At 71.7% G+C, this 18,179-nt stretch carries 16 protein-coding genes and 1 pseudogene; 7 read left to right on the top strand and 10 right to left on the bottom strand.

Translation table 11 applies throughout. The features are described 5' to 3' along the window. The first annotated feature begins 71 nt into the window (after positions 1-71). On the top strand, positions 72-566 hold the full coding sequence (locus tag P4R38_RS15330) for a MarR family winged helix-turn-helix transcriptional regulator (protein WP_277192933.1): 495 nt from the start codon (positions 72-74) through the stop codon (positions 564-566). Between the two features lie 175 nt (positions 567-741). Beyond that, a complete protein-coding gene (locus tag P4R38_RS15325; protein ID WP_277192932.1) occupies positions 742-1,665 on the top strand; it encodes an LLM class flavin-dependent oxidoreductase in 924 nt (307 codons plus the stop codon). Positions 1,666-1,718: 53 nt separating this feature from the next. On the opposite strand, the gene P4R38_RS15320 is transcribed toward P4R38_RS15325, so the two are convergent. Both P4R38_RS15320 and P4R38_RS15315 read right to left on the bottom strand, forming a co-directional pair. Next, the gene (locus tag P4R38_RS15320) at positions 1,719-3,086 is read right to left on the bottom strand and encodes an SPFH domain-containing protein (RefSeq protein ID WP_277192931.1); all 1,368 of its coding nucleotides are present in this window, start codon (positions 3,084-3,086) and stop codon (positions 1,719-1,721) included. Next, a complete protein-coding gene (locus P4R38_RS15315; RefSeq protein WP_277192930.1) occupies positions 3,083-5,020 on the bottom strand; it encodes an SPFH domain-containing protein in 1,938 nt (645 codons plus the stop codon). Before P4R38_RS15315 ends, P4R38_RS15320 begins: the two co-directional genes overlap by 4 nt. Before the next feature lie 204 nt (positions 5,021-5,224). Here P4R38_RS15315 and P4R38_RS15310 point away from each other — a divergent pair, with 204 nt between their 5' ends. Next, positions 5,225-6,454: a polysaccharide deacetylase family protein gene (locus P4R38_RS15310; protein WP_277192929.1), complete on the top strand. Its 1,230-nt coding sequence runs from the start codon at positions 5,225-5,227 to the stop codon at positions 6,452-6,454. A 93-nt stretch (positions 6,455-6,547) separates the two neighbouring features. Here the strand turns inward: P4R38_RS15310 and P4R38_RS15305 are convergent, their stop codons facing one another. Both P4R38_RS15305 and P4R38_RS20125 read right to left on the bottom strand, forming a co-directional pair. Next, complete coding sequence (locus P4R38_RS15305; protein WP_277192928.1) at positions 6,548-6,691, bottom strand: hypothetical protein; 144 nt, start codon at positions 6,689-6,691, stop codon at positions 6,548-6,550. Continuing rightward, positions 6,649-6,936, bottom strand: a pseudogene (locus P4R38_RS20125) (Fic family protein); the annotation flags it as partial. The pseudogene P4R38_RS20125 and the gene P4R38_RS15305, both read right to left, overlap by 43 nt. Before the next feature lie 551 nt (positions 6,937-7,487). On the opposite strand from P4R38_RS20125, the gene P4R38_RS15300 reads away from it, so the two are divergent. Then, complete coding sequence (locus P4R38_RS15300; protein ID WP_277192927.1) at positions 7,488-10,415, top strand: AfsR/SARP family transcriptional regulator; 2,928 nt, start codon at positions 7,488-7,490, stop codon at positions 10,413-10,415. Positions 10,416-10,452: 37 nt separating this feature from the next. Here P4R38_RS15300 and P4R38_RS15295 read toward each other — a convergent pair whose 3' ends face one another. The 3 genes from P4R38_RS15295 to P4R38_RS15285 form a co-directional block, all read right to left on the bottom strand. After that, positions 10,453-11,310 carry a phage tail tip lysozyme gene (locus P4R38_RS15295; RefSeq protein WP_277192926.1) on the bottom strand — a complete coding sequence of 286 codons (858 nt, stop codon included), beginning with the start codon at positions 11,308-11,310 and terminating at the stop codon, positions 10,453-10,455. Between the two features lie 110 nt (positions 11,311-11,420). Further along, the gene (locus P4R38_RS15290; protein WP_277192925.1) at positions 11,421-12,314 is read right to left on the bottom strand and encodes a peptidase inhibitor family I36 protein; all 894 of its coding nucleotides are present in this window, start codon (positions 12,312-12,314) and stop codon (positions 11,421-11,423) included. A 45-nt stretch (positions 12,315-12,359) separates the two neighbouring features. Then, a complete protein-coding gene (locus P4R38_RS15285) occupies positions 12,360-13,193 on the bottom strand; it encodes a peptidoglycan-binding protein (protein ID WP_277192924.1) in 834 nt (277 codons plus the stop codon). A 187-nt stretch (positions 13,194-13,380) separates the two neighbouring features. Here P4R38_RS15285 and P4R38_RS15280 point away from each other — a divergent pair, with 187 nt between their 5' ends. Then, positions 13,381-13,881, top strand: coding sequence for a hypothetical protein (locus P4R38_RS15280; RefSeq protein ID WP_277192923.1), 501 nt, complete (start codon positions 13,381-13,383; stop codon positions 13,879-13,881). Positions 13,882-13,921: 40 nt separating this feature from the next. After that, complete coding sequence (locus P4R38_RS15275) at positions 13,922-14,431, top strand: hypothetical protein (protein ID WP_277192922.1); 510 nt, start codon at positions 13,922-13,924, stop codon at positions 14,429-14,431. 49 nt (positions 14,432-14,480) lie between these two features. Here P4R38_RS15275 and P4R38_RS15270 read toward each other — a convergent pair whose 3' ends face one another. Beyond that, the gene (locus P4R38_RS15270; RefSeq protein ID WP_277192921.1) at positions 14,481-15,086 is read right to left on the bottom strand and encodes a response regulator; all 606 of its coding nucleotides are present in this window, start codon (positions 15,084-15,086) and stop codon (positions 14,481-14,483) included. 59 nt (positions 15,087-15,145) lie between these two features. On the opposite strand from P4R38_RS15270, the gene P4R38_RS15265 reads away from it, so the two are divergent. Further along, positions 15,146-16,372, top strand: coding sequence for an NAD(P)/FAD-dependent oxidoreductase (locus P4R38_RS15265; protein ID WP_277192920.1), 1,227 nt, complete (start codon positions 15,146-15,148; stop codon positions 16,370-16,372). A 122-nt stretch (positions 16,373-16,494) separates the two neighbouring features. Here the strand turns inward: P4R38_RS15265 and P4R38_RS15260 are convergent, their stop codons facing one another. Together P4R38_RS15260 and P4R38_RS15255 are read right to left on the bottom strand one after the other, a co-directional pair. After that, positions 16,495-16,950 (bottom strand): carboxymuconolactone decarboxylase family protein, encoded by a 456-nt coding sequence (locus P4R38_RS15260; protein WP_277192919.1) that lies wholly within the window; start codon positions 16,948-16,950, stop codon positions 16,495-16,497. A 76-nt stretch (positions 16,951-17,026) separates the two neighbouring features. Continuing rightward, positions 17,027-18,157 (bottom strand): glycerate kinase, encoded by a 1,131-nt coding sequence (locus tag P4R38_RS15255; protein ID WP_277192918.1) that lies wholly within the window; start codon positions 18,155-18,157, stop codon positions 17,027-17,029. Positions 18,158-18,179 lie beyond the last annotated feature (22 nt).

Here is an 18,179-nt window from a genome sequence, read left to right as displayed (position 1 = left end):
GACCTGTGCTCCCGGCGCCGGCGACGACGAGACTGGTTCGTGGTACGAACTCTCGCTGCTAGCGTCGTCGCATGGACAGCTCGGCGCAGACCATGCCGGCGGTGACGACCCTGGTGCGGGCCGCGTTCCTCGTCGACGCGGTGTACGCGGAGTCGGCGCGCGAGCACGGGCTCACCCAGCAGCAGGGGCAGCTCCTGTGCGTTCTGATGGCGCGGCCGATCGGGATGCGGGAGCTGGGGTCCATGCTGCGTCTGGCGAAGTCGAGCCTGACCGGCCTGGTCGACCGCACGGAGCGCAACGGCCTGATCCGCCGGGAGCCCGACTCGAAGGACCAGCGCGCCGTCCGGGTCAGCCTGACGCCTCGCGGCCGCGCGCTCGTCGGACCGTTCTACCGCGACACGTGCGATCGCATCGAGCGGCTGACCGACACCCTCGACGACGCCGGGCGCGACGCCCTGGCCGCCCTCCTCGGGCAGGTGGTCGAGCGCAACCACGTACCGGCGCTGTTCGCGGGCCCGGGCGCCACCGCGTCCGGGCCGACGGCGGCCGACCCGACCGGAGCCTGAGGAAGAATCTCGATCAGGATTGTGGTTCGTGCTACGAACTAATAGGTTCGTGGCACGAACTACTGTTTTCGAAGGAAGGACGCACGATGCACCCAACCGTGATCGGCATCGGTGAGGCGGACGTCTGCAGCGGGAGCGTCGCCGAGCAGCCCAGGCCGACGTCATGAGCGGCGTCATGAGCGACGGCAGCGTCGTGCCGTACCCGGTGTTCGGCTTCGGAGCGCACAGCTCGGTCGCGGACCGCGACGCACTGGCCGCCGCGGAACGTGCCGACCGGGACGGGCTCGACCTGATGTCGCTGTCGGACCACCCCTACCTCGGCGACCGGCTCGACGCCTACGCCACGCTCGGGTTCGTGCTGGGCCGAACGCAGCGCCTGTCCGTGCTGGCCAACGTCACCAACCTGCCGACCCGTCCCGCTCCGATGCTGGCGCGCACCGTGACCTCGCTCAGCGCGTTGTCGTCGGGCCGTGTGGTGCTCGGACTCGGCGCAGGTGGCATCTGGGAGCGCATCGCGGACATGGGAGTCGAACCCTTGACTCCTCGCCAGGCCGTCGAGTCGCTGGAGGAGGCGATCGTGCTGATCCGCCTGCTGTCCGGCGGCGGTGAGCCGGTGACGTACGACGGCCGGTACTACTCGGTGCGCGACATCGCCCCCGCGCCCGTCGCAGCGCCGATGATCTGGACGGGGTCCGTCGGTCGGCGGTCGCTGGCCGTGACCGGTCGGGTCTCGGACGGCTGGATCCCGGGGCACGCAGCGGACTGGCGCAGCGCTCGCTACCGCGAGGGACGGGCGGTGATCGACGAGGCCGCGTCCGCCGCCGGTCGGGACCCCAGGGAGATCCGCACCGTGTTCAACCTGCCGGGACGTGTCGCCGACCAGCCGCAGCGCCGGACGCGCGACGCGGAGGGTCGCTGGCTGGGCGGATCGGTCGAGCAGTGGGTCGACGAGCTCACGGGAGCCGTGCTCGACTACGGAGCCTCCGGGTTCACGCTGTTCGCGCCGGGGCACGGCGTCCAGGACGACCGGACGCTCGGACGCTGGGCGCGGGAGATCGCGCCGGCGGTGCGCGCGGCGGTGGCGCGCGAAAGGGCCTGAGCACGCGAGGAGGCCGCCCGCGCGTGGCGGGCGGCCTCCTCGGACAGGGTCGGCTACCGCTGGTCGAGTGCGCGCACGGCCCGGTCCGCCAACGACTCCAGCTGGTCGTCCACGCCGTTCGTGATGGCCCGCTGGGCACGGTGGCCGTTGCTCTGACCCAGCTGGGGCAGCAGCTGGGCGAGCATCAGCGTCGACAGCGCCGAGCTGTCCGTCGCGCCGCCGTCGGTCTGCACGATCACCGGCTGCGGAGCACTCTTGGCCAGCTGCGCACCGACGTCCAACCGACGGCGGGCCAGCTCGTACCCGAGCACCGCCCGGTTGTCCCGGTACGCGGTCGCGAGCTGCTCCTGCGCGCGGGCCTCACCCTGGGCGGCGACCAGGTTCGTCCGGCCGCGGGTCTCGATCTCGTACTTCACCCGCTGGGCCTCGGTCTCCTGCTCCTCCAGCATCTGCGCGACGTCCTTGCGCGCCTTGTTGAGAGAGGCGTTGACCTCGACGATCTTGGCGTCACGGACCTTCTTGGAGCGCTCGATGTCCATCAGCAGCGTGTCGATGCGGCGCTTGCGGGTGAGCTCCCACTCCTTCTCGTACGCCGACAGCTCCTTCGCGACGCGCTCCCGGGTGGAGATGTGCTGCTGGTACTGCGTCGGCAGCTGCACGTCCGGGATGTTGCAGCCGAGGATCTGCACGCCGTAACGGGCCAGCTGGCGGTTGAGCAGGTCCTGCATGTCCGCGACGTCGGAGCCGCGCAGGTCGTACGCCCGCTCGGTCCGGACCAGCCGGGACCGCTGCCGGATGGCGTCCTGGACCGAGTTGGACAGCACCAGGTCGAAGTTGCCCGCACCGATGGTCTGCACGAACTGGACCGCGTTGAGGATGCGGAACTTCAGGAAGAACTCGATCGACTTCAGCGGGACGTTCTCGTGCGTCGGGCACGCGAGCACCGGTGCGTTGTACGGGATCTCGGTCGTGACGTCGACGACGTACGCGACCCGGGCCCACGGGTGCCACAGGTAGTGGCGACCGGGGGAGAGGCCGGGCCCTGCGATGGCGCCGAACTTGGTGAGCACGCCCACGGTGCCTTCCTCGATCTCCACGATCGAGGAACGCCACCACCACAGCGCCGCCAGCAGCAGCGCGAGCACGCCGCCGACCGCAGCGGGTACGACGACCCAGCCGGCGTCGGTGGTCGCGCCGACCGCAGCGCTCGCGAACGCCCACAGGGCGAGCCACACCAGCGCCAGCCAGCGCAGACCGCGGCTGTCCTTGGGGATGACGACCGGGACGATCGCGCCGGACTGGCCGCCGCGCAGCAGCTGCCGGATGTCGCCCCAGCTGCCGAGGGCCTCCTTGATCGACGACATGCCCCGCGGCCGGCCGACGCCGGCCTCGTGCATCTGCTCCTGGACCATCTGGCTCATCGGTCGTTCTCCTGGGTGTCAGTGGCCTGCGGAAGCCGGTGCCGCTCCGAGCGGGTCTGCGGGGTCGCACCGCCGGCGCTCGTGTCGAGACCAGGCACAGCGACCGGGTGAGTCTCCCCGGGGGCGTCCGTGGTCTCGATACGGCTCGCCCTGGGGGGCTCGCCTACTCGACCGGCGGTGTCGGGCTCGCCTACTCGACCGGCGGTGTCGGGCTCGCCCGGCTCAACCGGCGGGGTGGGGCGCTCGCCTACTCGACCGGCGGTGTCGGACCCGCTGGTTGAGCCGGACGGAGCGCTAGCGGAGTCCGAGTCGAAACCCGGTGACGTCGCGGGAGACTCGGCGTTCGACTCGACGGAGCGGCGGATCTCCTCGAGGCGGTCGGCGCCTGGGAGCGCCTCGTCCGCGGGAGCCGGGACGATCTCGTCCAGCTCGACCGGCGCGGGCGGCTCGAGCAGCGACTCGATGGAGGCCTCGCGAGCGCTCACCCGGGCCGAGATCTCGTCCTTACGCTCCCGGATCTGCTCCAGCTCGTCGGCCGAGAACAGCTGCCCGCTCGTGCCGCCGACCAGGCCCTGGGCGATCTTGAGGTAGTCGACGCTCTCGTCCCGGCCGCCGATCTGCACGATCTGGGGCAGCGACCCGCGTACCTGCTCCAGCCGGGCCAGCAGGTCCTGCTGGAAGCGGTAGTCCAGGATCTCCGGCGCCTCGGCCGCGCTCATCGCCCGGATGTCCAGGGCCTGGGCCTCCAGCAGGGCGGCGTTGGCGTTGGCCTCGGACTCGGCCTCGACGAACCGCTGCCGGGCCATGGCCTTGGCCCGGTTGGTCTCCCGCTCCAGCGCGGTGTCCATCTGCGCCTGGTACTTGGCGATGTCCGCCTGGATGGAGCTGAGCGTCTCGTTGAGCGAGGCGAGGTCCTTGTTCAGGTCGCCCTCGTTCTGCTCCTTACGCAGCTGCAGCTCGTACTCGTAGGTGTAAGCCTCCTTCGCCACGCGCACCATCTCGGGCGCCGCGAGGTCCATCCGGTACTCCTGGGAGGACGGCTCGGCGTGGGTGATGTTCGCGTGGGTGAACTCCACCGCGGGCGAGAACTGGTGGTTCAGCTGCTCCAGCAGCCGCTGCGTCGACTCGCCGACGAGGTCGTAGATGCCCGCGGCCTCCTGCTCGTAGATGAGCGAGCGGGTGGTCTCGGAGATCGCGTTGTTCAGCTTGTCCTGGAAGCCCTGGACCGCGCCGAGCGCGAAGATGAAGTTGCGCGGGTCGACGATCCGGAACTGCAGGAACAGGTCGACGCTGGCCTGCACGCCGCTCTTGGTCGGCGCCTGGTGGATCGGCGCGTTGAACGGGTACTCGCGCGTGGTGTTGACGATGTACGACACCCGCTTCCACGGGTTGAACAGGGTCACGAGGCCGGGGCCGACGAGGTTCTCGACCTTGCCGAACCGGCTGATGAGCGCCTGGCAGCCCTCGGGCACCATCACCATGCCGAGGCGCCACCACAGGAAGGCGGCCAGCAGCACCAGGATGATCCAGTAGTGCGGGCCGAAGAGGGCCATCGACAGGCCGTCGGCCGGGAGCAGCATGACCGCGCCGACCAGCCCGAGCACTGCGAGCACGAGGACCGGCAGCATCCCGACGAAGCGACGTCCCTTCGGCATCACCATCGGGGTGATGACGTGCACCGGGCCCTGCGGGCCGGGCTGGTAGCTGGACTGGTTCAGCGTCTCGCTCGCGTTGTCCAGCGAACACGTCTGCTGGACGATCCGGGTGCCGGTCGAGAAGCCCGCCTGGCGGGCCGTGGCGAAGTCTCCCGGGTCGAGGCCGGCCGGGAGGCGGTCGTTCGCGACCTGGGCCAGGGCGCCACCCACCGCCTCACGTACGTCGCCGCCGGCCGTGATCTGCTCGGCGGCTCGTCGAATGGTGCTTGCACCTGGCATCGATGACCCCATCTGTGATGTATCCCCCGCAGTCCGCGGGTGTCCGCGGTGCTGACGGAGTCTCGCACGGGGCGGTTCCCGGCCACGGCGAATTCGCGACAGGCCGGGAGCGGTGCTGGACCCGCCCGGCCGCCGTCCCCAACCTGGGGGAGGTTCGGCTCGTCGAACGGCGGGCAGGAGCCGACGAGGCGGCAGGGGATGGCCATGACGCAGATCAGCAGACGCGCTGCTCTCGCAGCGGCCGCGGTGGGGACCGGGGGCGCGCTCGCCGCGTGCGCGCCGCGCGAGCGAGCCGCAGGCCCGGCCGCCTCCTCCTCGAAGAGGCCCTCGACCGCCACGACCGGCGCGACGCCGTCGTCGACCCCTGCCGTACGCCTCATCGGGGACGGGTCGATGTCGGACACCGGCCCGCAGCCGCACCAGCCGCCGCGGCCGCACGCGCTCCGGCCGGGCGAGCGGCCACCGCAGTTCGTCGTCATCTCCTGGGACGGCGGCGGTCAGACCGGTGCCCGGCTGAACTCCTACTTCCAGGACGTCGCGCGCCGCTACCACGCGTCCATGACCTACTTCCTGTCGGCGATCTACTTCCTGCCGCGAGCCAGGAAGGACCTCTACCACCCGCCGCGGCACCGGGTCGGGGCGTCCGACATCGGCTACTTCCCGGACGAGTACGTCCACGCGACGATCGAGCAGACGGGCAAGGCGTGGCTGGCCGGGCACGAGATCGCCACTCACTTCAACGGGCACTTCTGCGGGCCGACCGGGGTGTCGCAGTGGTCGCCGCAGGACTGGAAGTCCGAGATCGACCAGGTCCACCGGTTCGTGGCGCAGTGGCGGACGAACACGGGGTTCACCGACCTTCCCGCGCTGCCGTTCGACTACACCACCGAGCTCGTCGGCGGACGCGCCCCGTGCCTGGAGGGCGCCGACAACCTGCGGCTCGCCGCTGCCGAGCTGGGCTGGCGCTACGACTCCAGCGCGACCCGTACCGCGACCTGGCCGACGAGGACGGCCGGGCCGTGGGACCTGTCGATGCAGCCGATCCCGCTGCCCGGCACCCGCAACGGCGTCATCGCGATGGACTACAACCTGATGGCCAACCAGTCCGGCTCGCCCAACGGCGACCCGGCGATGCGCGCCACGTGGAAGCGGCAGGCCGTCGAGGCGTACGCCGCCGGCTTCCTTCGGGCGTACGACGGCAACCGCGCGCCGCTGGTCATCGGCAACCACTTCGAGCGCTGGAACGGCGGCATCTACATGGAGGCCGTCGAGGCGGCGATGGCGGCGATGGCGCAGCAGCCGGACACTCGGTTCGTGTCGTTCCGGCAGCTGTGCGACTGGCTGGACGTGCAGTCACCGGCGGTGCTGCAACGGCTGCAGGTGCTCCAGGGTGCGCCGGCCGGCGGCTGGGACGAGTACCTGCAGCTGGTCTGACGGCTCTCTGAGCCGAGCCAGCCGGCCTCGACCGAGCACCCTGCTCAGCGGCGAGCAGAGACCGGGGTGTCTGCCGGACGGAGGTGAAGCTGCTCACGAACCCCCCGCGACGACGAGTACGTCGATGACTCGCGGCGCGAAGAAGCGCCGCTTGTAGGCATCCGCGCGAACGACATCGAGGACGCCGATCTCCATCAGCTGGCCGACGAGCTGGTTGGCGCGTGGGTAGGACAGCACCAAGTCTGTCGCCGGGTGAGGTCCGCCGCGGCCGCCAGTCCCATCGCGAAGGACGCGACGAAGAGGTCCCAGTCGCCGTCTGTGCTCACCGCGAGCAAGCGGTCGTAGTACTCGGCACGCCTGGCCTCGAACCACGGTGAGACGGTCAGCGTGGGCTCGGACAGCACGCCCTGACGGGGCAGGTGCAGGACGACCAAGAACCGCCCGATCCGGCCGTTGCCGTCCTGGAACGGGTGGAGCGTCTCGAAGCCGCTCGTCGTTCGCCCAGGCGAAGCCGTACTCGGCCATCCGGACGTAGTTGAGGATCTCCGTCATGTCCTGGCTGCCGGGACTGTCCTCGTCGGCCTCGAGCACGACGGCGAGCGGCGCGTACGTACCCTCCAGGGCGCTGGTGGTACGTAGGTCCGGACAGGTCCGGGCTGGTGGCCGGCAACGGCGCAGGCACGAACGCGCGGTGCACCCAGTCACCGCGACGTGAATCACTGCCCCGGATCTCCACCAGTGAGCCGGGAGACCGGTTCCCGAACAAGGACAGATCCACAATGACAGCCTCGAGGCCGTTGGCTTTCATTGTTCGTTTTCCTTGCTCGTCATCGAACAGTGTGCGAGTCATTGAAGGAAGCCTTCGTCCACCTCGACCACGTCGTAGGTCTGCTTGACCTGGACGCCGACGCGGTACTCGATCATCAGGCCGACCAGCGGGACGGCCGAATCCGTCGATCGCTGATCGCCGATCGTTCACGCCCGGCGGCTAGGTTCCAGAGCATCGGCGTGCAGCCGGTGCTCTGGGGTCGGCGTGATCGGAGTCAGGGTGATGCGGATCGGGGTGCTCGGACCGGTCGAGGTGTCCGACGGTGCCGGCTGGCAGCGGATCGGCGGCACCAAGTGCCGTGCGGTGCTCGCTGCGCTCGTGGCGCAGACGCCCTCCGTCGTGTCGATCGACGCCCTCACCGACGAGGTGTGGGGGGCCAGCCCGCCGAAGACGGCGTCCACCCAGATCCACGGCTACGTCCTGCGGCTCCGCCGGCTGCTCGGCGACCGCGACGGCCGAGTGCTGGTGACCGCACCGCCGGGGTACCGGCTCGCGGTGCCGCCCGGCGAGCTCGACAGCGAGGTCATGAGCACCCAGCTGGAGGAGGGCGCCTCGCTCCTGCGCGCGGGCCACCCGAGTGCGGCGGCCACGGTCCTGACCGCCGCGCTCGCGCAGTGGCGCGGCCAGCCGTACGCCGACGTGCCGCAGAGCGCGCTGGTCCACCCGAGCGTCGAACGCCTGCGGGAGCGTCGGCTGGCGCTCGTCGAGGCCTGCTTCGAGGCCGAGATCGGGGCGGGCCGCTCCCGCGAGGTGATCGGTGCGATCCGGGACCACGTCGGTGAGCATCCACTGCGCGAGCTGCCCTGGCAGCAGCTGATGCTGGCGCTGCACCACTGCGGACGGCAGGCGGAGGCGCTGCAGGAGTACCAGCGGCTGCGACGCGTCCTGCGGACCGAGCTCGGCGTCGAGCCCTGCGCTGCCGTGCAGGAGCTCCACCGGCAGATCCTCGCCGGCGAGGTCGTCGACCCGGCCCCTGACCCGCGCCCCTCGCCGAGACAGCCGTCGACGCCGACCCAGGCGGTCTTCCAGCTGCCGGCCGACGTCGCCGACTTCACCGGTCGGCGGGGCGAGCTCGGTCGGCTCGTCGACCTGGCCTCGCCCGCTGACGACACCGGGCCACCGAGCGTGGTCGTCGTGACGGGCGCACCCGGCACCGGCAAGTCGGCGTTGGCGCTGCACGCCGCGCGAGAGCTGACGGACCGCTTCCCGGACGGCCAGCTCTACCTCGACCTGGCGGGCACGTCGGACGCGCCCCGCGAGGCGTCCGCACTGCTCGCGGAGATCCTCGGCTCCCTCGGGGTGAGCGGCCGAGCCCTCCCGGACGAACCGGCCGCCCGCTCCTCGCTGCTGCGCTCGCTCCTCGCCGACCGGCGGATGCTGCTGCTCGTGGACGATGCGGGGTCGGCCGAGCAGGTCCGCCCGCTGATCCCGCCGAACGGCCGCAGCGCACTCGTCGTCACCACGCGTCGCCTGCTGACCGACCTGCCCGCCGCGCGTCACGTCCCGCTGGACCCGCTCGACCCGGCGTCCGCGTACGAACTGCTCGGCCGGATCGTCGGCCGGGAGCGGGTAGCGCGCGAGCCGGACGCGGCGCGCGACATCGTCCGCGCCTGCGGCTACCTGCCGCTGTCGATCCGGGTGGCCGGGGGCAAGCTGGTCGGCCGTCCCCACTGGTCGCTCGCCGTGCTGCGGGCCCGGCTCGAGGACGAGAGCCGGCGGCTGAGCGAGCTGAAGCTCGGCGACCTGGACGTGCGTTCCAGCGTCGACCTGTCACTGCGGATGCTGCCCGACGAGGCGTGCCGGGCGTTCGGGCTGCTGGGCCTGCTCGGTCCCAACGATCTGCCCGGCTGGGTCGTCGGCCCGCTGCTGGACCGGGACCACGCCGACGACGTGCTCGACGCTCTCGTCGATGCCAACCTGGTCTCGCTCGTCTCGACCGATGCCCACGGCCAGCCCCGCTACCGCCTGCACGACCTGCTGCGCGTCCGCGCGGTCGAGTGGTGCCGGCACCTGGACACCGAGGAGCTGCGGGCGGCCGTCGAGCGGGTGCTCGCGACCTGGCTGCACCTGGTCGAGGGGGCGCGGCGCAGTCTGCCGCCCAGTCCGTTCCACCCGCCGCGAGGTCCGGCCGTACGCCGCCCGTTGCCGGCGCACACCGTCACCCAGCACGTCACCGACCCGTTCTCCTGGCTGGACGCCGAGCGCGGCACCCTGCTGGCCGCGGTCGGACTTGCCGCGGACTGGGGGCTGTCCGACGCGGCGTGGGAGCTCGCGGCCGGCCTGTCGTCGTACTTCGACGACCGCGCTTTGCTCGACGACTGGCGGCGCAGTCATGAGGTCGCGCTGCTCGCCACCCTCGACAACCGTCTCGCCCAGGCCGCGCTGCTGCGCGGGCTCTCCCAGGTGCACCTGTACCGCAGCGAGCTCGACGACGCCGCCCGGCTGGCGGAACGCTCGCTGCGGCTCTACCGCTCGATCGGGCACCGGCGGGGTCAGGCGACGGCGCTCGCCGGCCTCGTCTCGGCGCACCGGATCTGCGGCCGGCCGTCGGTCGCGTTCGAGCTGCTCAACCAGGCGCTGGAGCTGGCGGACGACACCGACCGCGCCTTTCGGGCGCACCTGCACTGCTCGGGCGGGATGATCCTGCTCGCCCAGGAGCGGCACAGCGAGGCGTGGCGGTGGTTCCGTACCGCGCTGGTCATGGCCCGCGAGGAGGGTGACGCGCACCGCGAGGCGATCGTGCTCCGTGAGCTGAGCGTGCTGCAGCACCGGTCCGGCGACTCCACCGCCGCGCTGGTCGCGCTGGCCGAGGCCCTGAGCATTCTCACCCGGCTCGAGGACGAGCGGTGCGTGGCGTTCGCGCTCGGCCGGCGCGCGACGATCCACGTCGACCTCGGTGCGGTCGACGACGCGTGCGCCGACCTCACGCGCGCGGCCGAGACGTTCCACCGCAACGGCACCTTCGCGGACGAGGCGGTCAGCCGCCGTGAGCTCGCCTCGCTCGAGGCCCGACGGGGCAACGGTGCCGCCGCACGTGCCCAGCTGCGGCGGTCGGCCGAGCTGTGGGCCGCCACCGGCAACGACCGGGAGGCTGCAGCCTCCGAGCTCGCGCTGCAGGCACTCTCCGCCTGACCCCGGGCCGTACGCGCCGGGGTCAGGCGGGTGCGGCTCAGGCGTACGTGTCGTACACCTGGTGGGCGTACGCCTTCCGGTTGGCGGTGTAGCAGGTGCCGCACCGCTCGAAGTAGTCCTGGAAGACCACGGTCGCGCCGTCGATGGTGGTGGACGCGATTAGCGGCGACTTCCCGTAGCCGCTGAAGGTGTTGAGCTCGTACTGGACGAACTTCAGCTGCAGCGTGAGCGACCACGGCGACATGCCGAGCTTGTTGGCGTACCAGACGACGTTGTCGTTGGCCGAGGTGTCCCACCGGCCGCCGGTGCTCCACTGCGCGATGCCGCGGCCGGCGCCGCCGGCCTGGGTCGCGTTGGGGTTGACGCCCGTCCCGGACTCCTGCATCAGGTTGCCGACCATCCCGGCGGACTGCCGCTTGGTGTAACCGATCCCGACGAAGAAGGTGAACGCCGTGAGCTGGTTGTTCGAGTAGAACTGGTGCGAGGCGTTGTTGTTCTTCAGCGTGGCGTTCAGGTTGGCCTTCGTGCCCGGTTGGATCGTCTGGCTCGCGCCGCCGTAGTTGCTGTTGTAGTAGACGATCACGGGCCGGTCACTGCGGTTCCAGGCGGAGGCGGCGTTGTTCTTCACGCACAGGCCCTTGCCGGCGCCGGCGCCCTTGAAGTCGTAACAGCTGGGCTGGGTCGTGCCGTAGTCGTCGATGGAGGACGTGAAGTCGGAGACCGAACCCGCCTCGTCGCTGTTGTAGTAGTAGCAGAACTCGCCGGAGTCGCAGACGCCGTCGCGTCCTGCGGCGTGCGCGGCCGACGGGGAGACGGTGCCGGCGACGACCAGACCGAGTGTGGCGAGCGGGACGGCGGCGAGCACCGACAGGCGGGTGAAGCGGGTTCGGGACATGAGGACTCCTCGCAGACGGGACGGGTCGGGGCCGCTGCACACCCCTGCGCGTGCAGCGGCCCCGTGGTTCGAACGACGTTGTGGGCGAACAGGTCTCGACTAGGAGACGGTCACCGCACGTTGTAGCCGCGCGCCTCCCAGAACGAGGTGGGGTTCGGGTTGTCCAGCACCGGGTCGTTCACGCTCTTGGCCGCCAGGGTGTGCTGGCCGAGGCGCATCTCGACGTGGGTGTGGGCGCCGCTGCTGGAGGAGACACCGCGCCAGGCCTCGGTCGCGATCTGCTGGTCGCGGTTGACCGTGTCACCGATCGTCACGCTCGACAGCGGTGCCGAGTGCAGGTAGACGATCGTCTTGTCGTACGTCGCGTTGTAGACGGCGATCGTCGAGAGGCCGCTGCTGCCGTTGGCGCCGCGGACCACGTTGATCACCTTGCCGCCGATCAGGGCGCGCACCGGCGAACCGATGCCGCGAGCGATGTCGATGCCCTCGTGCCGGCCGGGGGTGTTGACGTACCCGTCGAACCCGCAGGTGATGCGGCCGCCGGAGGCGTCGTACAGGCCGTACGAGAGGTTCTCGGTGCCGCTGGTCGATCCGATCCGGTGCGAGGCGTTGTTGTTCTTCAGCGTGGCGTTCAGGTTGACCTTGCCGCCGGACGCAATGGTCTGCGTCGAGCCCGCGTACCCGCTGTTGTAGTAGACGGTGACCGCGCTGCTCGTCCGGTTCCAGACCGAGGCGGCGTTGTTCTTGATGCACAGGCCCTGGCCGTTGCCGGGGCCCTTGAACTCGTAGCAGTCCGGCTGCGAGGTGCCGTAGTCGGAGACCGAGCTGGTGAAGTCGGAGATCGAGCCGGCGAAGTCGGAGTTGTAGTAGTAGCAGAACTCTCCGCTGTCGCAGACGCCGTCGCGGGAGGCGGCCTGGGCGGAGGGCATGGCGGTGACGGCGAGGCCCCCGGTGAGCGCGGTGACGGCGGCGGCGACGGCGAGCGAACGACGGGTACGGGACATGGCTCTTCCTCTCGATGCTGCGGATCGTGCGGATGGGTGGTGCGGTCAGGCGCGCAGGTACTCCTCCCAGGTGACCTTGGGAACCTGCGGGCCGTCGTCGGGGAGGTTGTTGGCCAGGCCGTTGCGGCCCTGGTAGTAGCGGCCGACCTGGGTCTGCGCGGCGCGGGCCAGGTCGGTGTCGTTGACCGCGATGCCGTGGATGTGCAGCGGCCAGTCGCCCTGGGACGGCGTCCGCAGCCAGGCGGCGAACCCGACCCGGCGCAGCGCGGTGACGACCGCCGTGCGCTGGCCGGCGGTGAGCGCCTCGGCGTCCAGGTCGACCGCGCCGCCGCCGTCGTGGGTGCCGGCCGAGGTCGGGTCGGCGCCGGGGGAGTAGGAGCCCTGCTCGACCGCCGGGGTGACCCCGGCCAGCCGGAACGCCTCACGCAGCATCGCGACCGTCCGGGTGTTGAACGGGTACCCCTGGTACGTCGTCCGGGTCCCCGGCGAGATCGGCCTGAGCACCGTGAACCGGCTCTCACCGAGGGCGGTGAGCGAGGCCTTGCCCGGCAGGCCGTTGGCGCCGAGCCCGCTGTAGCCGAGGCTCTCCTGCCACTGCCCGTACGCCGTCCGCGTCACGGTGCCGAAGTGCCCGTCGACGTACGACGCGTCCAGCAGCCCGCGAGCGACGAGCGCCTGCTCGACCTTCGTGACGCTCGGCCCCGCTCCGGTGGTGATGACGGTCCCGGTCTTGACCGGGTCGAGCTGGGCGGCGAGCACTACCAGCTCCATGTTCACCGTGGGGAGGGCGGCCCGGGCGGTGGCCGGTCGCAGCACGCCCGCGGCGCCGAGGGCGGCGGCCGCGATCAGGACCGTACGACGATTCGGGTGCGCTGCCATCGAGGGCCTCCTGGGTGGTGGGGAGCTCCACCGTGGAGGGCATCGCTACTGCCTCGCTACGACGCGGCTACGAAAGAACGGGCCTGGTCGTTTTCTGACCAATCCATCGACCGCCGTTCACCCGCAACGGGGTCAACCCGTTCTAGCGTCGCGACGAGCGACCCGCTCATCGAGCCGAGGAGGACCCATGCGTGTTCCTGTCCGTCGAGCAGCCCAGCTGGGTGCGGCCGTCACCGCTGCTGGCCTCGCCGTCCTGGGGACGGCACCCAGCGCGAGCGCCGTCACCAAGCTGACCCATGCCCAGGCCGCGTCGCAGCTGTCGGCCGCCGGCGTCACCTGGTCCTCCAGCGGAGGCTGCACCACGCGTACGAACTCCAGCTGCACCTCGTTCGAGCAGATCAACCAGACCACGGTGAGCGGTGTCATCACGCTCAAGCGGGCGAGTGGCTGCGCGATCAACATCACCGGCGGCACCGAGAGCGGCCACGCGTCGGGCACGTACAGCCACTGGAACGGCTACAAGGTCGACATCACCAAGTACACGTGCATCGGCAACTACATCAAGAACTCGTTCACCTACATCGGGCTGCGCGGCGACGGCTACCCGCAGTGGAAGGCGCCCTCGGGCAACCTCTACTGCGACGAGGGCAACCACTGGGACATCACCTACTACTCCAGCGGCGGCTGACCGTCGGTCGGCCGTGACGACGGACGCCTAGGAGGCGGACGTGCGAGCGCGCATCGTGGGCTACCTGGTCATCGTGGCCGTCCTCGTGATCGGTGGCGTGGCGGCGCGCGCGTACGCCCGCGAGGCGGACGGGCATCCCGTCGACCCGGCGGCGAAGCTGACCCAGGAGCAGGCGGCGGCGCGGCTCGGCCTGGGCGGGGTCAGCTGGCGTTCCCGTGGGCACTGCACCGCCTGGTACGGCCCGACCTGCACGTCGCTGGAGCAGATCAACGAGTCGACGGTCGTCGGCCTGGTGGCCCTGCGCCGGGCGAGCAAGTGCCCGGTGGTCGTGACCGCCGGCACCGAGGTCGGCCACCACGACGACGAGGACCAGCACCGGCGCGGACGACAGGTCTCGCTCCAGCGGTCGCCGTGCCTGCAGCTTCACCTACGCGACGCCACCGTCGTCGAGACCCGTCGCGGCAGCCCGGTCGCGTGGGAGACCGAGCGCGGGGTGTCCTTCCGGCTCGAGGGCCGGCGCACGTACGAGGTCCGCTTCCCGGTGCGCTGACGTCCCGGCCGGGCGCACGAGGCCGGACAGCACGGCCGGCGGCCGGGCGTCAGCTGAACAGGTCGCGGCGCGAACCCATCCCGAGTTTGCGGAGCAGTCCGCGCACGTGCGTCTTCACGGTCGTCACCTCGATGGTGAGGGCGTCCGCGATCTGCTGGTTGGTCCGGTGGTCCAGCATCAGCCGCAGCACCTCGCGCTCGCGGCCGGTCAGCTGCTCGTGCGCGAGCAGCGCGCGCTCGGTGGCCCGACGCGCCGGTGCCGGACCGGGCTGCCACACGCGTCCGCCGCGCAGGATCGTGCGCATGGCCGCCAGCACGTCGGCCGGGGAGGCGGACTTGCCGACCATGCCGTCCGCACCGGCGAGGACGACGGCCTGCACGTCCTCGGGGTCGGTGAACGCGGTGTAGACCAGCGTGCGCGCGGCGGTGGTCGACCGCAGGTGGCGGCACAGCTCGATGCCCGCGACGCGGTCGCCGAGGCGGACCGGCAGCACGATCAGGTCGGGCTCGGTGGCGCGGACCTGGCGTCTGGCGGCGTCGGGCGTCCTGGCCTCGCCCACGACCTCCAGGTCGGGTTCGTCGTCGAGCAGACGCGCCAGGCCGAAGGAGATCATCGGGTGGTCCTCGACGAGCAGGACCCGGTACGCCTCGGCCACCGCATCATCATCCCCCGGGGATGAGGCGCGACCGCGCCGGCGTCCGTAGCGTCGCGGTCATGGTGGACAGGTGTGACGTCGTCGTGGTCGGTGCCGGTGTGGTCGGCGCGACCACGGCGTACGAGCTGGCGCGGCGTGGTGCGAGTGTGACGGTGCTGGAACAGGCGGACGACGTCGGCGGCGGCTGCTCGTACGCGAACGCCGGCGTGCTGGCGCCCTCGCACGTGGGTCCGCTCGCGACGCCGGCGCTGGTCGCCGAGGGTGCGCAGCAGGTGTTCGCGAGTCCGCCTGCGGTGCGAGTCAACCCGCAGCCGTCCCTGGTGCCGTGGCTGACCCGGCTGATGGTGTCGGCGCGCGAGAGCCGGGTGCAGCTGGTGACCGCGCGGCTGCAGGAGCTGGCGTACCGCAGCGCCGACCTGCACCGCGCGTACGCCGACGCCGGCCTCAGCGAGACCTACCGGGTGACCGGTGCCCTGGAGATCTACGTCAGCGAGGAGGGCCCGGCCGGCGGGATCTCGCAGGAGCGAGCCCGCGAGCTGGTGCCGTCGCTCGGTGAGGTGCGGTCGGCGTACCTGCAGCCCGACGAGGCCGTCGTCGAGAGCCGCGCGTACGTCCGCTCGCTGCTGGCGGCGGCTGCCGGTGCCGGGGCGACGGTCCGGTTCGGGACCGCCGTCGACCAGCTGGTGGTGGAGGACGGTCGGGTACGTGGGGTACGGGTTGGCGGACGCACGCTGGCGGCCGAAAACGTCGTGCTGGCAACGGGACTCGACACCCCAGCCCTGGCCGGACCGGCCGGTCTGCGGTTGCCGCTGCGGGGTGGCCGCGGGTACGTGATCGACCTGGAGGTCGACGGTGCGCCCACGATGCCGGTGCGGTTCAAGGAGCGCCGGATGGTCGTGTCCCCGATGCCCGGCTGGATGCGGGTGTGCGGGCTGATGGAGTTCGGTGCCGAGGGCCGGCCGGTCGACCAGCGACGCGCGGACGCCATGGTGCGGGTCGTCACCGATGCGCTGCCGGGCGTCCGTGTGCGCCGGGTGCTCGACACCTGGGCGGGAGAGCGGCCGTGCGCCGCGGACGGGGTGCCGGTGATCGGGGCCAGCAGCCGCGCGCGGGGGCTGACCGTCGCCGCCGGCCACGGGATGTGGGGCCTGGTCATGGCCCCCGTGACCGGCGAGATGGTGGCCACCGGTCTGCTGGAGGGAGCACCGACGCTGCACGACCCGCTGCTGTCCCCCGACCGCTTCGGCCCCACCCGGCGCCGGGCCCTCACCCGCACCGCCGCCTGACGAGTCGTCCCGACCCCGCCGGTCGAGTAGCCGGAGGTGTATCGAGACCCGGTGACCGCGGTCACGGGGTCTCGATAGCGGCCTCACCCAGCGGCTCGCACTCCTCGACCGGCGGGTGAGGATCAGGTCCAGGTGCCGGCGACCTGGCGGACGCTGACGTTGAGCCGGTTCCACAGGTTCGTCATCGACACCCAGATCACCAGCGCGGCCAGGGCTTCCTCGTCGTAGTGCTTGGCCGCCTCGTCCCAGACCGCGTCCGGGACCGGGTCGCTGCTGTCGGCCAGCCGCGTGATCTCCTCGGTCAGCGCGAGCGCGGCCTTCTCGGCGTCGTCGAAGTACGGCGCCTCCCGCCAGCCGGCGATGGTCGCCAGCCGCTCGTCGGTCTCGCCGGCCTTCTTGGCGTTGCGGTACCCGTAGTCCAGGCACCAGGCGCACCCGTTGATCTGGCTGGCGCGCAGGTGGGTCAGCTCCAGCGTCGCGTCCGGGACGCCGTGCCCCTTCGGCGCTGCCGCGAGTGCCTGCAGCGGCTCCATCGCCTCGGTGATGTAGGTGGCGGGGTTCTTGATGCGGGCTTCCATCACGTTCTCCTCATTGATGTTCCGTGCTTTCACCAAGGAGGACGGATGCCGGGACGGAAGTGTGACAACAGGTGCATCAGTGCAGGTCAGCGGCAATCTGTTCACCGACGCGCTCGAGCAGGCCGGTGGCCTCTCGCATGCTCCGCTCGGGGTCGGCGCACAGGTCCGTGAGTGCGTACGCCCGTCCCGCGCCGAGCCTCCGTACCTCCTGTGCCGTCAGGTCGACCCGACCGGCGACGAGTACGACGGGGACGCCCGCGGCGGTGGCGCGGGCGGTGACGCCGGCCGGCGCCTTCCCACGCAGCGTCTGATCGTCCAGACGGCCCTCGCCGGTGATCACCAGCTCGGTCTCGGGCAGAAGCGCGTCGATGTCGAGCAGGTCGAGCACGACGTCGGTCCCGCGCGAGATCGTCGCTCCGCAACCCACGAGCGCGCCGTACGCGGTCCCGCCCGCAGCGCCGGCGCCGGGCGTCTCGCTCCGGCCGGCTGCGTCGGGGTACGCCCGCTCGACCGCGCGCGCCCAGCGGGCGAGTGCGGCGTCCAGCTCGCCGATCTGATCCGCCGACGCGCCCTTCTGCGGGCCGAAAACAGTTGCCGCGCCGTGCTTTCCGAGCAGCGGATTGTCCACGTCGCAGGCGAGCACGATCTCGGTGTTGCCGCATCTGCGACGAGCCTCGTCGAGCGAGACCGACGTGACTTCCGCCAGCGCCGCGCCGCCACGGGCGACCGGGCGGCCGTCGGCTTCCAGCAGCCGCGCACCGAGTGCTTCCAGCAGCCCCGCACCTCCGTCGGTGCACGCCGACCCGCCGAGGCCGAGCACGACCGTACGGGCGCCCCCGTCCAGTGCCTGCGCGACCTGAAGCCCGGTGCCGTACGACGATGCGCCGAGCGGGTCCGGCCGACCGCCGGGCAGGCGGGACAGTCCGCTCGCGGCGGCGAGCTCGACGACGGCGGTGTCGCCTCGGACGGCGTACGTGCTGTCGAGCGGCGCGCCGGTCGGCCCGACGGTGCGGCTCGTCACCGGCTCGAACCCCGCCGGCCGCAGCACGTCCAGCAGCGAGTCACCGCCGTCCGAGACGGGCACCTCCCGGACCTGTGTCCGCTCGGGAAGAGCCCGGCGCAGGCCGCGCGCCAGGGCCGCCGCCACCTCGGGCGCGGTCGCCGAGCCCTTGAACGAGTCAGGGGCCACCAGGATCACGTCGAACACCTCCTGTCACATTCTGCTCACG

The sequence above is a fragment of the Luteipulveratus flavus genome (assembly GCF_029439465.1).
Classification (GTDB): Bacteria; Actinomycetota; Actinomycetes; order Actinomycetales; family Dermatophilaceae; genus Luteipulveratus; species Luteipulveratus flavus.
The sequence above is the reverse complement of the archived record's forward strand: the minus strand, read 5'-3'. Positions and strand labels throughout refer to the sequence as shown.

Coding starts and splice junctions, on each gene's coding strand:
- P4R38_RS15280 (WP_277192923.1), top strand. CDS start 13,381: ATGCGTGTTCCTGTCCGTCGAGCAGCCCAGCTGGGTGCGGCCGTCACC.
- P4R38_RS15295 (WP_277192926.1), bottom strand. CDS start 11,310: ATGTCCCGAACCCGCTTCACCCGCCTGTCGGTGCTCGCCGCCGTCCCG.
- P4R38_RS15290 (WP_277192925.1), bottom strand. CDS start 12,314: ATGTCCCGTACCCGTCGTTCGCTCGCCGTCGCCGCCGCCGTCACCGCG.
- P4R38_RS15285 (WP_277192924.1), bottom strand. CDS start 13,193: ATGGCAGCGCACCCGAATCGTCGTACGGTCCTGATCGCGGCCGCCGCC.
- P4R38_RS15315 (WP_277192930.1), bottom strand. CDS start 5,020: ATGCCAGGTGCAAGCACCATTCGACGAGCCGCCGAGCAGATCACGGCC.
- P4R38_RS15310 (WP_277192929.1), top strand. CDS start 5,225: ATGACGCAGATCAGCAGACGCGCTGCTCTCGCAGCGGCCGCGGTGGGG.
- P4R38_RS15330 (WP_277192933.1), top strand. CDS start 72: ATGGACAGCTCGGCGCAGACCATGCCGGCGGTGACGACCCTGGTGCGG.
- P4R38_RS15325 (WP_277192932.1), top strand. CDS start 742: ATGAGCGACGGCAGCGTCGTGCCGTACCCGGTGTTCGGCTTCGGAGCG.
- P4R38_RS15265 (WP_277192920.1), top strand. CDS start 15,146: ATGGTGGACAGGTGTGACGTCGTCGTGGTCGGTGCCGGTGTGGTCGGC.
- P4R38_RS15320 (WP_277192931.1), bottom strand. CDS start 3,086: ATGAGCCAGATGGTCCAGGAGCAGATGCACGAGGCCGGCGTCGGCCGG.
- P4R38_RS15260 (WP_277192919.1), bottom strand. CDS start 16,950: ATGGAAGCCCGCATCAAGAACCCCGCCACCTACATCACCGAGGCGATG.